Source organism: Thiobacillus denitrificans DSM 12475, from assembly GCF_000376425.1.
In the GTDB taxonomy this organism is placed as follows: Bacteria; Pseudomonadota; Gammaproteobacteria; order Burkholderiales; family Thiobacillaceae; genus Thiobacillus; species Thiobacillus denitrificans.
In genome coordinates this window covers 16,619-30,520 of record NZ_AQWL01000011.1, presented here as the reverse complement: position 1 = coordinate 30,520, position 13,902 = coordinate 16,619, and the positions used below count along the sequence as shown (strand labels likewise).

12 protein-coding genes are annotated in these 13,902 nt (G+C 63.2%); 4 read left to right on the top strand and 8 right to left on the bottom strand.

The genetic code is table 11. The features are described from left to right. The 5 genes from B059_RS0114925 to B059_RS0114905 all read right to left on the bottom strand — a co-directional run bounded on the left by B059_RS0114925 (position 1) and on the right by B059_RS0114905 (position 4,971). Positions 1-1,068 carry an ABC transporter ATP-binding protein gene (locus tag B059_RS0114925; protein WP_018079057.1) on the bottom strand — a complete coding sequence of 356 codons (1,068 nt, stop codon included), beginning with the start codon at positions 1,066-1,068 and terminating at the stop codon, positions 1-3. Further along, positions 1,061-2,683 (bottom strand): ABC transporter permease, encoded by a 1,623-nt coding sequence (locus B059_RS0114920; RefSeq protein WP_018079056.1) that lies wholly within the window; start codon positions 2,681-2,683, stop codon positions 1,061-1,063. The genes B059_RS0114925 and B059_RS0114920 overlap by 8 nt, the downstream gene beginning before the upstream one ends. A gap of 63 nt (positions 2,684-2,746) precedes the next feature. Continuing rightward, complete coding sequence (locus B059_RS0114915; RefSeq protein WP_018079055.1) at positions 2,747-3,760, bottom strand: Fe(3+) ABC transporter substrate-binding protein; 1,014 nt, start codon at positions 3,758-3,760, stop codon at positions 2,747-2,749. Between the two features lie 91 nt (positions 3,761-3,851). Beyond that, entirely contained in the window at positions 3,852-4,448 is a 597-nt protein-coding gene (locus B059_RS0114910; protein ID WP_157273740.1) for a hypothetical protein, read from the bottom strand. A gap of 49 nt (positions 4,449-4,497) precedes the next feature. After that, the gene (locus B059_RS0114905; RefSeq protein ID WP_018079053.1) at positions 4,498-4,971 is read right to left on the bottom strand and encodes a C40 family peptidase; all 474 of its coding nucleotides are present in this window, start codon (positions 4,969-4,971) and stop codon (positions 4,498-4,500) included. A 78-nt stretch (positions 4,972-5,049) separates the two neighbouring features. On the opposite strand from B059_RS0114905, the gene B059_RS0114900 reads away from it, so the two are divergent. Together B059_RS0114900 and B059_RS0114895 are read left to right on the top strand one after the other, a co-directional pair. Next, complete coding sequence (locus B059_RS0114900; RefSeq protein ID WP_026177565.1) at positions 5,050-5,739, top strand: DUF6781 family protein; 690 nt, start codon at positions 5,050-5,052, stop codon at positions 5,737-5,739. A gap of 196 nt (positions 5,740-5,935) precedes the next feature. Then, on the top strand, positions 5,936-7,615 hold the full coding sequence (locus B059_RS0114895) for an ABC1 kinase family protein (RefSeq protein ID WP_018079051.1): 1,680 nt from the start codon (positions 5,936-5,938) through the stop codon (positions 7,613-7,615). Here the strand turns inward: B059_RS0114895 and B059_RS0114890 are convergent. Further along, positions 7,601-9,901 carry a putative bifunctional diguanylate cyclase/phosphodiesterase gene (locus tag B059_RS0114890; RefSeq protein ID WP_018079050.1) on the bottom strand — a complete coding sequence of 767 codons (2,301 nt, stop codon included), beginning with the start codon at positions 9,899-9,901 and terminating at the stop codon, positions 7,601-7,603. The two genes, B059_RS0114895 and B059_RS0114890, sit on opposite strands and share 15 nt — an antisense overlap. Continuing rightward, positions 9,898-10,752 carry an alpha/beta hydrolase gene (locus B059_RS0114885; RefSeq protein WP_038058988.1) on the bottom strand — a complete coding sequence of 285 codons (855 nt, stop codon included), beginning with the start codon at positions 10,750-10,752 and terminating at the stop codon, positions 9,898-9,900. The genes B059_RS0114890 and B059_RS0114885 overlap by 4 nt, the downstream gene beginning before the upstream one ends. A 121-nt stretch (positions 10,753-10,873) precedes the next feature. On the opposite strand from B059_RS0114885, the gene B059_RS0114880 reads away from it, so the two are divergent. Together B059_RS0114880 and B059_RS0114875 are read left to right on the top strand one after the other, a co-directional pair. Further along, positions 10,874-12,838 carry a DNA repair helicase YoaA gene (locus B059_RS0114880; protein WP_038058986.1) on the top strand — a complete coding sequence of 655 codons (1,965 nt, stop codon included), beginning with the start codon at positions 10,874-10,876 and terminating at the stop codon, positions 12,836-12,838. A 128-nt stretch (positions 12,839-12,966) separates the two neighbouring features. After that, entirely contained in the window at positions 12,967-13,743 is a 777-nt protein-coding gene (locus B059_RS0114875; RefSeq protein ID WP_018079047.1) for a ZIP family metal transporter, read from the top strand. Here B059_RS0114875 and B059_RS0114870 read toward each other — a convergent pair. After that, on the bottom strand, positions 13,675-13,893 hold the full coding sequence (locus tag B059_RS0114870; RefSeq protein WP_018079046.1) for a hypothetical protein: 219 nt from the start codon (positions 13,891-13,893) through the stop codon (positions 13,675-13,677). The genes B059_RS0114875 and B059_RS0114870 overlap by 69 nt on opposite strands. Between the last annotated feature and the right edge of the window lie 9 nt (positions 13,894-13,902).

The window sequence follows — 13,902 nt, the reverse complement described above, 5'->3', positions numbered from 1 at the left end:
TTATTCGCGCCGGAACGCCACGACGTGGTCGACCGCCAGCTTGATGCCGATCTTTTCGCCAATGGCATGGTTGTGGTGCGAGGGCACCAGCGACAGGGCGTGCTGGCCGCTCGGCAGTTTCAGCGTGTAGAGGAAATCGGCGCCGCGGAAGGCCTTGTTTTCGACCTCGGCCAGCAGCAGGCTGTCGTCGTCGTGGATGATGTCGTCCGGGCGCAGCAGTACGTCGACGTGGCAGTTGCGCACGCAGTGCTCGCAGCCGCTGGCGTCGCATTCGACCGGGATGTGCCCTTCCAGTACGCCGAGCTCGATCTCCACCTGATGGTCGTTGATCACCTCTCCCGGCACCAGCGCACCCTGGCCGACGAAATCGGCGACGAAGCGGTTGCCCGGTTCGTGGTACAGGTTGTAGGGCGTATCCCATTGCTGGATGCGGCCCTGGTGCATCACGCCGACCCAGTCGGCCAGCGCAAACGCCTCGTGCTGGTCGTGGGTCACGATGAGCGCGGTGGTGGCTTCGCGCTTGAGAATGTCGCGTACCTCGAGCGACAGGCGTTCGCGCAGTTCCACGTCGAGGTTGGAGAACGGCTCGTCCATCAGGATCAGGCGCGGCCGCGGCGCCAGCGCGCGCGCCAGTGCCACGCGCTGCTGCTGGCCGCCGGATAGTTGATGGGGGTACTGATCGGCGTGGGCCGACAGTCCCACCAATACGAGCAGTTCGTCGATACGCGCCTGGCGTGCGGCCCTGGCGTCGTTGCGCAGGCCGAAGCCGACGTTGTCGGCCACGCTGAGGTGTGGAAACAGCGCGTAGTCCTGGAACACCATGCCGATGCGGCGTTTTTCGGCGGCCAGCATCCAGCCGGGGCGGCTGACGACTTCGCCACCGATACGGATTTCGCCGCTCTGGATCGGCTCGAAGCCGGAGATGCAGCGCAGCGCCGTGGTCTTGCCGCACCCCGACGGGCCCAGCAGGCAGCCGATCGCGCCTTCCGGCAGGGTGAAGGTGAGGTCGGCGATGATTTGCCGCTTGGCGTACGACTGCGAAACCGAATCGAGGATCAACTCAGCCATGGGAATGCGCTCCGCGCCAGGTCATGAGAATGATGGGGATGATACCGGCAACGACAATGGCGAGCGAAGGCAGCGCGGCGCGCTCCCATTCGCCTTCCGCGGTCATCTCGAATACCCGTACCGCCAGCGTGTCCCAGCCGAACGGGCGGGTCATCAGGGTGATCGGCATTTCCTTCATGATGTCGACGAAGGCCAGCGCTCCGGCGGTCAGCAGGCTGGCGCGTAACATGGGAAGGTGGATGCGGGTGAGCAGGCCAGCCGCGCCGGTGCCCAGGTTGCGCGCGGCTTCGTCGACGTTGCGGGTGATGCGGTGCAGTCCGCTGTCGATGGGGCCGAAGCCTACCGCGAGAAAGCGCACCAGGTAGGCCAGCAGCATCACCAGCAGCGTGCCCTTGAGGATTTCGCTGCCGTCGAAGCCGAACCAGGCGCGGCCGGTGTCGATCAGCCAGTTGTCCAGCGCCGCCACCGGGATGAACAGGCCCACCGCCAGCACCGCGCCGGGGAAGGCATAGCCGAGGGTGGCGAGGCGCTGCACCCACATCATCACCGTACCGGGGCGCTGGCGCCCGGCATAGGCGAGCAGCAACGCCATGGCCACCACCATCAGCGCGCCCATGCCGGCCAGCAGCACCGAATGCCAGGCAAATGCCCAGTAGCGGCTATCGAGATCGTCGGCGATGACGTCGCGTGTCCACAGTGCCAGTTGCGTGATCGGAATGAGAAAGGCCACCGCCAGTACTGCACCGGCATACAGCAGGGCCAGCCCGGCCAGCGCCGGCGACAGCTTGATACGTCGAGAAGCGGCGCTGCGGCCCACCGTGCCGTAGCGCATCCGGGTGCGCGAGCGCTGCTCGAACACCACCGCGACCAGCACGAACAGGATCAGGATCGAGGCCAGCTGCGCCGCTGCCGGCAGCGAGAACAGGCTGTACCAGGCCTTGTAGATGGCAGTGGTGAAGGTGTCGTAGTTGAAGATCGCCATGGTGCCGAAATCGGCCAGGGTTTCCATCAGCGCCAGCATCATCCCGGCGGCGATCCACGGCCGCGCCATCGGCAGCGCCACCCGGAAGAAGCCCTGGGTGCGGGAGAGTCCGAGCGACTGCGCCGCTTCCAGCGCGATCGCGCCCTGGGTGGCGAAGGCATTTTTTGCAATGAGATAAACATAGGGATAGAGCGCCAGCGACATCACCAGGATGACGCCGCCACGCGAGCGGATTTCGGGCAGGCCGGTGAGGCCCCAGCCTTCGCGCAGCCAGGTCTGCAGCGGGCCGGTGAAGTCCAAGAGGCCGATCGCGACGAAGGCAGTGACGTAGGCGGGCAGTGCCAGCGGCAGCAGCAACGCCCAGTCGAACAGGCGGCGGCCGGGAAATTCGCACATCGCCGTGAGCCAGGCCAGCGACACGCCCAGTACGCCGACGCCGACTGCCACCCCGAGCACCAGCCACAGCGTGTTGCCCACCAGTTCGGGCAGCACGAACTCGGTCAGGTGAGCGAGGATGTCGCCCTCGACCTGGGCGAACGAGGAGAAGGTGACCGCCACCGGCACCAGCACCAGCGCGGCGACCGCCAGGGCGAACAGCATCCAGCCGCCGATGCGGGGGCGGGCGTCAGGCAAAACAAAAACGCCCGCTGAGGGCGCTTTTGTTGGAACTGCAACAGTGTCAGACAAGATGGATGCTTATTTGTAGCCGGCGCGATCCATCAATTTTACGGCCTTGGTCTGCAGGCTGCCAGCCTCTTTTACGTTGATCAGGTTCTGCTTGAAGCCGCCCCAGGCTGCGACCGTCTTGTCGGGCGACACTTTCGGATTGACCGGGTATTCCAGGTTGACGTCGGCGAACAGGTTTTGCGCCTTGTCGGACGACAGCCATTCGATCAGTTTCTGCGCGCCGGCCGGGTTCTTGGCATGGCGCGTGACCCCGGCACCGGAGATGTTGACGTGCACGCCGGCCGCCTTGTTTTTCAGATTCTGGTTGGGCCAGAAAATCGCCAGCGGCAGATTGGGGCTCTTCTCCATCAGGCGGCCGAAATAATAGGTGTTGACCAGCGTGACGTCGCACTGGCCGGCAGCCACCGCTTCCATTGCCTTGGTGTCGTCGGGAAAGGGCGAGGTCGCCAGGTTGTCGACCCAGCCACGCACCATGTCTTCGGTTTTGCCTTCGCCGTATTCGGTGATCATCATCGCTACCAGGCTCTGGTTGTAGACCTTTTTCGAGGTGCGCAGACAGAGGCGGCCTTTCCATTGCGGCTTGGCCAGATCCTCGTAGGTCGACAGCTCGGCCGGTTTTACCTTGCCGGTGTTGTACACGATGGTGCGGGCGCGCACCGACAGGCCGAACCACTCGCTGTCAGGGTCGCGCAGATGGGCCGGCACGTTGGCTTGCAGGATTTTCGACTGGATCGGGCGCAGCAGGCCCTCTTCGGACGCCTGCCACAGGTTGCCAGCGTCGACGGTCAGCAGCATGTCGGCCGGCGTGTTCTTACCCTCGGCTTTCAGGCGCGCCATCAGCGGTCCTTCCTTGTCGGTGATGAACTTGATTTGTACGCCGGTATCGCGGGTATAGGCGTCGAACAAGGGTTTGATGAGCTGCTCGTTACGCGCGGAATACACCACGACTTCCTCGGCCAGCGCAGGCAGGGTGGCGGCGGTGAATGCCAGGGCGGCAAGCAGCCGGGTCAGGATCGGTTTCATCTCGGGTTTTCTCGGTTGGGTCGATGCGTGCGATCGTACTAAAAATGAGAACGGTTATCAATACATGGTAAATATAATCATCCGGCATCGGTCAGTGGCGTTCGAACTGGAGCAGGAGGCGCAGTTCGCCTTCGAACAGGGCATCCAGCCGGATGTTGCCGGGCCGTTCGGCGAAACTCAGTCCGGGTTGCTGCGCAGGGCTGGCGTCGATCAGCTGGAGCGACTCAGCGGGGTAATCGACGTCGAGCGTCACTCGCATGGGGTAATAGCCGTCGAGAAATTTGCGCATGTAGGGCCCGCTGAACAGGCTGAAATAGCCGTTTCCGGTGTTGCGCAGGGCACGGGCTTGCGCAGACAGGCACAGCCGCGCACCGGGTTCGATATTGCGCAGCTGCACGCTGGCACCTTCGACCTGGGCGTGTTCGATGCCGCGGGCGAGGTCGATTTTGAGATCGCGCACAAAGTCCTCGCGGAAGGTGATCTGCAGGAGCGGCACGGCGTCCAGCTGGTCGTGGCACTGATACAGCCCGACCCAGCCGGTAGCCAGGCTGTCGGTATCGATGCGGATGTGATTCTGGTGATGATGGAGGGGTTTGGCGGGCGGCGTTTCGAGGAAGTGCAGCTGCCCCTCGTTGACGGCGTCCGCGCTTTCCAGGCTGAGATCGGTTGCCGCATGCGCAAAATGCATCAACAACACCGCTGCCAGCACGCCGTGCCGGAGCGTGTCCAGGCAGCGCTTATTGCAGCGCGGCAATCGCGGGCGAAACGTCACCGGCCGGGACGACGCGGCGGGCACCGTCGAAGCGTTCGCGCCAGTAACGGTCGCCGAGGCTGGAGACCATGACCGCCCCGGTGCGGCTGCTCGCAGCGTGCACAAAACGGTCTTCGCCCAGGTAAATGCCGACATGTGAGAACGCGCGGTTGAGGGTATTGAAGAAGACCAGATCGCCGGGCTGGAGTTCGGCCAGCGCGAGCGGCTGCGTCGCTTCGCTGATCGCGCGGCTGTCGCGCGGGAGCTGGATGCCGGTCGTCTGCCTGAATACGTGGCCGACGAAACCGCTGCAATCGAGTCCGCTGCCAGGCGCGCTGCCGCCCAGTCGGTAGGGGCTGCCTACCAGGCTGACGGCGTACATATGAATATCGTCCTCCGGTGCCGCCAATGCGTGGGATGTCGACAGCAAGGCCAGCAGGAACAGCAGTACAGACTTCATCGAATGACAATCTGCTCTATAGTGGTTGAAATGCGAATTACGGCTATGCGTAGCGAATCTTGACCCGAGGACAGCACCATGAATGACGCGCAAACCCCAGTTTCAAGCCAGACCAGTATCCCCGACAATACGCAACTCATGCAATTGCACGACGAAGCCGCAGCAGCCGTGTCCACGCCCGACCTGCGCGAACGCGTACGCGAATTGACCGCGCGCGCGCTGCACGAACGCCGCATGGCATTGGGCGACCTGCGCGAGATCGTCGCCGCGATTGCCTCCGGCGTGGGCAGCGGCCTGACGTCGCGCGGCGGCGAAATGAAGGATGGGCTCAAACAGGCGATAGCCGGCCTGGACGAGGCCGTCGGCAGCGCAGCGCAGGCGGCGTCCTACACCCTGCGCGAAGCGGCCACCCAGGGTCAGGCCTTCAGGGACAACGAACTCAAAGCCAGTCTCGAGCAGCTCCGCGACCTGGAGGGGCAGATTGTCGAGGCGCTGAAGCAGGCCGCCAGCCAGTCGGGTGGCAAGCTGAAGGAAGAACTCGGCTATCTGAGCGATCACCTGAAGATCAGCGGCACCCGTACCGGCGAGCAGGTACTCGAATCGCTCCGGCAGATGGCGAGCGGCGTGAAAGCCAGCAGCACGGCGGGACGCGCCGGGCTGGGCGAGTCGGCCAGCACGGCCACCGAGCGCCTGTCGCAGGTGGCGAGCGGCATCCTGGCTGCGCTGTCCGAATCGCTCAAACGGCAGAGCGAGCGCCTGCGTTCCTGACGACCCGCCACCCGGCAGCAGGAAGCGCGCCCATTGCGCCCCCCGCGGCTGCAGCGGAATCGTTGCCGTTTTAACGGCTTACGAATCCGGCGTGCCCCTTGCGGGTACAGCGGAGTCGTTGCCGGTTTAGCGGCTTACGAATCCGGCGTGCCCCTTGCGGGTACACTCTCGGCATTACCGATTCCAACAACCAACGATGCTCTGGGAAACCATTTCGGTCGTGCGCGACCTGCCGCGATTGCATGAAATCGCCTCGGTAATGATTCGCTATGGCTGGGGCGATCTGGTGCGCCTGCTGGGTATCAGCGGCGTTCTGGAACGCGCCGGACGGGTGCTGCACTGGCACAGCACCAGCGAAATCAGCCAGCTCGATGCGCCCGTGCGCATCCGCCGCGCACTGGAAGAACTCGGCCCCACCTTTGTCAAACTCGGGCAGCTGCTGGCGACCCGGGTGGACATGTTTCCGCCGCACTGGATTGCCGAATTCGAGAAACTGCATAGCCAGGTGCCTGCGGTCCCCTATGAAATTCTGCACGCCGATCTGGTCGAAGTGCTCGGGGGCGAGCCTACTGAGGTGTTTGCCGGATTCGATCCGCTGCCGCTGGCGGCCGCGTCCATCGCGCAGGTGCACCGCGCCACGCTCAAGGACGGCACGCCGGTCGTCGTCAAAATCCGCCGCCCCGGCATCGAGGCGGTGATCCGGGCCGATCTACGCATCCTCGAACATGCCGCCAAGCTGCTGGACAGCGAAGTTGCGGATTTCCGGCGCTACGATCCGGTGCACATGGTGTCGCAGTTCCGCCGTTCGTTGAACCGCGAACTCGACCTGGCCAAGGAGGCGCGCAACATCGACCAGTTCGCACGCCACTTTGCCAACGATCCGCTGGTGAAGATTCCCCGGGTGTATTGGGAATTCACCCGCGACCGCGTCAACGTGCAGGAAGAAATCGTCGGCATGGCGGGCGTGGCGCCCGACAAGCTGCGCGCTCGCGGACTCGACCCCAGACTGCTGGCTGCGCGCGGCGCCGATACTGTGCTGCGCATGGTGCTGGAACACGGCTATTTTCATGCCGATCCGCACCCGGGCAATGTGCTGTTCCTGCCGGATAACCGCATCGGCATGATCGATTTCGGCATGGTGGGGATGCTGACCAATCCTCGCCGCCACCAGATTGTCGACCTGCTGCACGCGCTGGCGCGCAAGGACGAGCAAGGTCTGCTGCAGATACTGCTCGACTGGAGCGGCGAGTCGGTACTGGATGAGGATCGCCTGGCCTACGACGTAGCGGAACTGTTGTACAGCTACGACGATCTGCAGCTCAAGGACGTCAAGATCGGAGCATTGCTGAATGACATCACGGCGCTGATGCGCGACAACAACCTGATGCTGCCGGCCGATCTGACCCTGCTATTCAAGACCCTGATCACGCTGGAAGGGCTGGGGCAGCAGCTCGATCCGGAGTTTCATATGATTGACCACGTGACGCCGTTCGTGGAACGCGTCATTCAGCGGCGCTACACGCCGCAGGCATTGCTGGCGCGCGGGCGCAAAAGCATGCGCGAAACGCTGGACGTGCTGGCCGACTTGCCGCGCGACCTGCGTCATCTGCTGCGCGACATGCGGCGCGGGCGGGTGAAGGTCGATCTCGACCTGAAACGGCTGGACCAGTTCGGCCACCAGCTGGACCGCGCCAGCAACCGGCTGACCATGGGCATTCTGACCGCCTCGCTGGTCGTCGGCTCCAGCATCATCATGACAGTGGAAGGCGGCCCTCAACTGTTCGGCCTGCCTTTTTTCGGGCTGATGGGATTCCTGATCGCGTTTTTCAACAGCCTGTGGATCATCTTTTCCATCTGGCGTTCAGGCAAACACTGATCCGTCTTCGCCGAGCGGAGGATACGGCGCTCCCATGCCGGCGGCGCCGGGTTGCACGGTCAGCTGCGACAGGGGGACCGGGCGCCCCAGCAGATAACCCTGCACATGGGCAAAACCCAGGCTTTCGACTTTCTGCAGCACGGTTTCGGTCTCCACGCCCTCGGCCACCAGCGCATAGCCGGCGTCTTTCATCATGCGGGCGAAATCGGCCACCACCTGGCCGGCGCGGTTGTCCTGCCCCAGCTTGTTCACCAGCGAAATGTCGAACTTGACCACATCCACCGGCAAATCCACCAGGTAGCGCAGCGGCGAATAACCGGTGCCGAAGTCGTCCATGGCGATGCGGTAGTTGACCGTGTGCAGCAAATCGAGATAGGTGCGCACTTCGATCATCTGGGTGATCAGCGAGGTTTCCGTGATCTCCAGCATCAGGGGATGGCGGGTGCCGTGGCGCGACAGTTCCAGCAGCAGCGACACGATTTCAGGACGTGAAATGCTTTGTGCCGACAGGTTGATCGAGACGCCGCTTCCTGGCGGCATTCGCTGCGACGAGAGGTCAGCGTCGACTTGATGCAGCACCGCCAGATCGAATTCGGTTTCCAGCCGGCGGCTGCTGACTACCGGCAGGAAGGCGCCCGGCATGATGAGTTCGCCGTTGTAGCGGATACGCGCCAGCGCCTCGTAATACGCCACTTTGCGTCCGGGCAGGCCATGGATGGGCTGGTAATGCAGCTCGACCATGCCGGGCGTGGCCAGTGCCTGGAATAGTGCGCTGGTCTCGCGGCTTGCCACCAGAGCCTGCGCGGCACGCTCGGTGTCTTCGCCGTACAGTGCGATGCGGCTGCGCCCCGGCTGCTTGGCGGTATACATGGCGATGTCGGCCTGTTTGGGCAGTTCGTCGATGTGCACTAGCTGATCGGCCGCGCAGAAAGCAATGCCGATGCTGATCCCGACCGGTTCGCTGATTCCCAGGTCGCTGAAGGCGGACGCTTCGAGCAGGCTTTGGCAGCGTTGAGCGATCTGCTTGGCCTGGGCAGGCGTGGTGTGCGACAGAAAGGTGGCGAATTCGTCGCCGCCGAGGCGGTACAGGCGATCGTTGGCGCGCAGCGCCATCACCAGCGCATCGGCGACGATGGTGAGTACGCGGTCGCCCTTGGCATGGCCGTAAGTATCGTTGATGGTCTTGAAGCGGTCGCAATCGAACAACAGGAAAGCCACGCCCTGCGGCGCGGTTTTCAGTTGCTGGCGGAAATTTTCCCAGTCTTCTTCATAGGCGCGCCGGTTGTGGCTGCCGGTGAGTGCATCCTGCCGCGCCTGCGAGTGGAATTCGCGGTTCTGGTGTTCCAGCGAGCCATGCAGTTCGCGCAATTGCAGCTGGTAATCATGCAGCGAGCGGCGGATGTTTTCGAGTTCGCTGATGCGCATCGGCTGCGAGCGCGATGGATTGTGGCTGAAGTGGCCGTGTTGCATGGCATCGATATCCTGCGTCAGGCGTCCCAGCGGGCGTACCAACAGACGGTTGTATGCCACGAAACCCAGCAGTGAAGCGCTTAGCAGCAGCACAAACAGCGCGAGCAGGGTGCGCGACAGGATCGTCTGGAATCGGAGCTGATCGGGGTCGGGGCGGGCGCCGAAGTTCAGGCGCGAAAACAGCTGCGACGCGGCCAGCGTTTCGCCCGGCTCAAGTGCCAGTTTGAGATTTGACGTGTCCGTGAAATGGAATTTTGCCTGCCGCACCAGTGCCGGCATGAAATCGATCCGGATCATCCCGTGGCCGAGCAGGGTTTGCCGACGCTCGTCTCCATATACCGGAAACGCGTGATAGAGGGCAATGGTGCCGGCCTCGTTGCTCAGCCAGCTGATGGTCTGCCGCAACGGCAGGCCAGCGGGCAGTTTCGACGGCAGCCTGGTTTTTGCCGGTCTGGGGGCAAGTAGCGTGCCGTCGCGGGTATACAGTGCCGCCCGGGCAAAATGGCTGTTCAGCATGCCGCTTTCGTATACCCGCTGGTCTCGCCAGTAGGTGTAATACTCGGGCGTCACCAATTGTTGCCGGGTTTCATCCCAATGCGCCAGATTGTTCGCAAAATCCTCCGTCTGCGCCAGCAAGCGCTCGACCCCGGCGGCAAGCTCGGACTGCGCGGCTTCCCGGCTGTGCTGTTCCAGGCTGCGCGTGACGGCGCGCGTCTGGTAGGCGGCAAAGCCACCGATCAAACTCACCAGCACCAGAAGCCCGGTGACGAAAGCGAGTGCGATCTGCCTGATGGAGATGGATTCAGACCATTTCATCGAGGCAAGGGCCGCTGGGTGGGTTCCATGGATTTGAGGGTATGTTCCAGCAGATCGAATTCGTGTTCGCCATCCATGAAATGGTTGGCGCCCATCACGATCACCATGGGGGTTTGTATCTGCTGCAACATCTTGAGCCAGCCCTTGCCAAGCGTGTCGTCGGCGTCTCCCATGATGAGTTTTACGTTGACCGGTGAGTGCTTCAATGCCGCCAGCGTGCGCGCCTGATCCCAGCGCACGTACGACAACAGGGCTTTCGGCGTCGACCGGTATTTTCTGCAATAAGACACATGCTGGGTGACCAGGTCGCGCTGGCTGCGCTGAATGCGGCTTTCCAGCTGGGCGAAGAGCGAGGCACGCGGAGTCGTGCCGATCTGGACTTCGATCAGTGAGGCGCCGATATAACCTTTTACCGCGGCGTCCGGCCCGGCTGTCAGATAGGCCAGCAATTGCATGCTGCCGAAGCTATGGCCGACCAGGATGATGGAACGGTGGCCACGCGATTTCAGCCAGCCCACCCAGCGCGCAATTTCGGCGACATCCTCATCCAGGTCGTGTTGGTGCGCCGCTTCGCAGGCCAGGCTTTGCACCCGGTTGGGAATGCCGAGGCTGAGCGTGGGGATCAGTACGGGATAGCCTGCATCCTGCAGGCCGCGCGCCAGCGTGGCGACCGTCGGAAACTCGCGTGTCTGCAAAAAACCGTGCAGCAGCAGTACTGCAGGTTTGTTGCGCTGCCCCGCAAGATATTCGGCACTGGCATCAATTCCGGGGCGCATCTCCAGGTGGACGATCGCAGCGTGGGTTGAGATCGGGACGAGTGCCAGCAGCAAGCAGAACAAGGATATGCGCATGAGCAGAATGGAGTAGGCCGCACCTGCGATACTAACGGCAGCAATACGCGCAAACTTGAGGTTGCGCACAGCCGATGCAGCCGATGCCGGGTGTTACACTGCGCTTGAAGTCGATCGCGATATGCTTGATCTGGAAAACATTTTTTCATCCGAAGGTGCGTGTGCCGCAGTGCTGCAGGGCTGGCGTTCGCGTCCGCAGCAACTCGCCATGGCCGAAGCGGTCGAGCGCGCAATCGCCGGCAACAGCGTGCTGCTGGCCGAGGCCGGCACCGGCACCGGCAAGACCCTGGCGTACCTGATTCCCGCGCTGCTGTCGGGTGGCAAGGTGGTGATTTCCACTGGCACCAAGGCCTTGCAGGACCAACTCTTCCATCGTGACCTGCCGGCGGCGCGGCGCGCGCTCAAATCGCCGGTCAAAGTGGCCTTACTGAAGGGCCGCGCCAACTACGTCTGCCACCATCACCTGCAGCGTAACTTGAGCGACGGCCGTTTCGCCCACCGCGACGATGCAGCCTGGCTCGCCAAAATCGCCCGCTTCGCCGCAACCAGCGTCAGCGGAGACCGTGCCGAGGCCGCAGGTATCCCGGAGGATGCCACAGCCTGGCAGTACGCGGTTTCCAGCCGCGACACCTGCCTCGGCAGCGAGTGCAGCCATTTCAAGGATTGTTTCGTGATGGCGGCACGCAAGGCCGCGCTCGACGCCGAAGTCGTGGTGGTCAACCACCACCTGTTCTTTGCCGACCTGTGGCTGAAGGATGAAGGCGTCGCCGAACTGCTGCCCGCCTGCAACACCGTGATTCTCGACGAAGCCCACCAGCTCGCCGAAACCGCTGCACAGTTCTTCGGCGAAACGCTGTCCACCGCGCAATTGCTCGATCTGGCGGGCGACACCAAGCGTCAGGCGGCGGTGAAAGCAGGCGATTTCCCGGTGCTGCGCAGCGCAGCGGAAGATCTGGCCAAAGCCACGCGCGACCTGCGCCTGGCGTTTCCGCAGAACCCTGTCAAATCCACTTTCGCCGAACTGGCGCGCTACGAGAAATGGCCGGCTGCACTGAAAGCCCTGTCCGCCGCACTGGATGACATGGCCAGGCTGCTCGAAACCCAGGCCGAGCGCGACGCCGAGCTGAAGAACTGTTTCGAGCGCGCACAAGGCATACAGGCTGTCCTGACCCGCTGGCAGCGTGACGACGATCCCGACACCCCGCGCGTGCGCTGGCTCGAAACCACGCTGAGCTCACTGCTGCTGCACGCGACGCCGCTTTCGATCGGTGCGATGTTCGGCGCCAAACTGACGGAACGCGCCCAGGCATGGATTCTCACCTCGGCCACGCTCGCCGTCGGTGGCGACTTCACTCATCTCAAAACCCGTCTGGGAATAGATGCGGCGGAAATGCTGTGTGTCGACAGCCCCTTCGACTACCCGCGCCAGGGCGTGCTCTATGTGCCGCAGGGCCTGCCCGCGCCCAACACGCCCAAGTTCACCGACGCCGTCGTCAACGCCGCCTTGCCGGTACTGGAAGTCAGCCAGGGACGCGCCTTCATCCTGTTCACCAGCCTGCGGGCACTGGAGAAGGCTCGCGGCCTCCTGACCGACGCCTTCAGGTTCCGCGGCTGGGACTATCCTTTGCTGGTGCAGGGCGACGCGCCGAAGAACGAACTGCTGGCGCGCTTCCAGAAAGCCGGCAACGCCGTATTGCTGGGCAGCCAGAGTTTCTGGGAAGGTGTCGACATGCCGGGTGACGCGCTGTCGGTCGTCATCATCGACAAACTGCCCTTCCAGCCGCCCGACGACCCGGTGGTGGCTGCGCGCATTGCCCAGGCCGAGAAGAACGGTGGCAAGCCGTTCATGGATTACCAGCTACCGCATGCGGCGATCAGCTTGAAGCAGGGGGCGGGGCGCTTGATCCGCACCGAGACCGACCGTGGTGTGCTGATGATCTGCGACACCCGGTTGGCGGACAAGCCCTATGGGCGATTGCTGCTGAATGCGTTGCCGGCGATGACGCGGACACGAAAGATGGGGGTGGTGGAGCGGTTTTTTGCTGTGGAGGGGAAGCAGCAGCAGGGGGTGGAGCAGGCTGGCTAGCCATTGACGTATCCCGTGACCGGCAAATGCTGCGGGATACAAAGGCGATTCATCCATTCGGGCAAGTCGGCGGCCGCTTATGCCCCGGCCCAGTATAATCCCCCCTTTCCTGGTCTCTCCGGTTTCCCATGTCCACCCTCGCCATCATTTTGATCGCAACTGCCGCGGGCAGCTTGCTGAGCTTGCTGCTGGCGGCGGTTCTGGCTTTCTCGGCCCGTCCCAGCTGGGTGCCGGTTCTCGTGAGTTATGCCATTGGCGCGTTGCTGGGGGCATCGCTATTGGAGGTATTGCCGGAAGCGGTCGAAATGGGGGGCGACATCGAAACCGTCGCCAAGGCCTTGCTCGGCGGTATCTTGCTGTTTTTCCTGCTGGAAAAACTGGTGTTGTGGCGGCACTGCCACGACGAGGTCTGCGAAGCCCATGGCAGTCATGGCCACAGCCATGACCACGGGCGTTCCGGCATGATGATCACGGTGGGCGACACCTTCCACAATTTTGTCGACGGCATCATCATTGCAGGGGCTTTTCTGGTCGACTTCCGCCTGGGAGCGGTCACTGCGCTGGCGATCATTGCACACGAGATTCCGCAGGAAATCGGCGATTTTCTCATCCTGCTGCACTCGGGTTATACCCGCACTCAGGCGCTTTTGCTCAATTTCCTGACCGGGGTGGCAACGCTGATCGGTGCCTTGGTCGGTTATTACGCACTGTCGATGCTGGAAGGCTGGATGCCGGTGCTGTTGGGGATGGCGGGGGCGAGCATGTTGTATGTGGCCTTGTCCGATCTGATACCGGGTCTGCACAAGCGTGCGGAAATCGGCGCAACCTTGCAGCAGCTAGCGTTGATCGGACTGGGAATCGGCAGTGTCGGGCTGGTCGGTCATCTGATTGGAAGCGGCCACTGAGCGCCGCCGCGGCCGGTCGGCTACATACACAAACAGTGCCAGCGGCAGCACGCCCAGGAAAATCAGGACGGCCAGCGCCTTGCCGACACTGCTGGCAGTGATCGCCATCATCAGGATCACGTAGGCCCAGCCAATCGCTACGATATACATCTCATGCTC

Bases quoted from the DNA above. Each gene is read 5' to 3' on its own strand.
- B059_RS0114900 (WP_026177565.1), top strand. From the start codon at position 5,050: ATGAATGACGCGCAAACCCCAGTTTCAAGCCAGACCAGTATCCCCGAC.
- B059_RS0114905 (WP_018079053.1), bottom strand. From the start codon at position 4,971: ATGAAGTCTGTACTGCTGTTCCTGCTGGCCTTGCTGTCGACATCCCAC.
- B059_RS0114885 (WP_038058988.1), bottom strand. From the start codon at position 10,752: ATGCGCATATCCTTGTTCTGCTTGCTGCTGGCACTCGTCCCGATCTCA.
- B059_RS0114925 (WP_018079057.1), bottom strand. From the start codon at position 1,068: ATGGCTGAGTTGATCCTCGATTCGGTTTCGCAGTCGTACGCCAAGCGG.
- B059_RS0114880 (WP_038058986.1), top strand. From the start codon at position 10,874: ATGCTTGATCTGGAAAACATTTTTTCATCCGAAGGTGCGTGTGCCGCA.
- B059_RS0114895 (WP_018079051.1), top strand. From the start codon at position 5,936: ATGCTCTGGGAAACCATTTCGGTCGTGCGCGACCTGCCGCGATTGCAT.
- B059_RS0114890 (WP_018079050.1), bottom strand. From the start codon at position 9,901: ATGAAATGGTCTGAATCCATCTCCATCAGGCAGATCGCACTCGCTTTC.
- B059_RS0114875 (WP_018079047.1), top strand. From the start codon at position 12,967: ATGTCCACCCTCGCCATCATTTTGATCGCAACTGCCGCGGGCAGCTTG.
- B059_RS0114915 (WP_018079055.1), bottom strand. From the start codon at position 3,760: ATGAAACCGATCCTGACCCGGCTGCTTGCCGCCCTGGCATTCACCGCC.
- B059_RS0114910 (WP_157273740.1), bottom strand. From the start codon at position 4,448: ATGCATTTTGCGCATGCGGCAACCGATCTCAGCCTGGAAAGCGCGGAC.
- B059_RS0114870 (WP_018079046.1), bottom strand. From the start codon at position 13,893: ATGTATATCGTAGCGATTGGCTGGGCCTACGTGATCCTGATGATGGCG.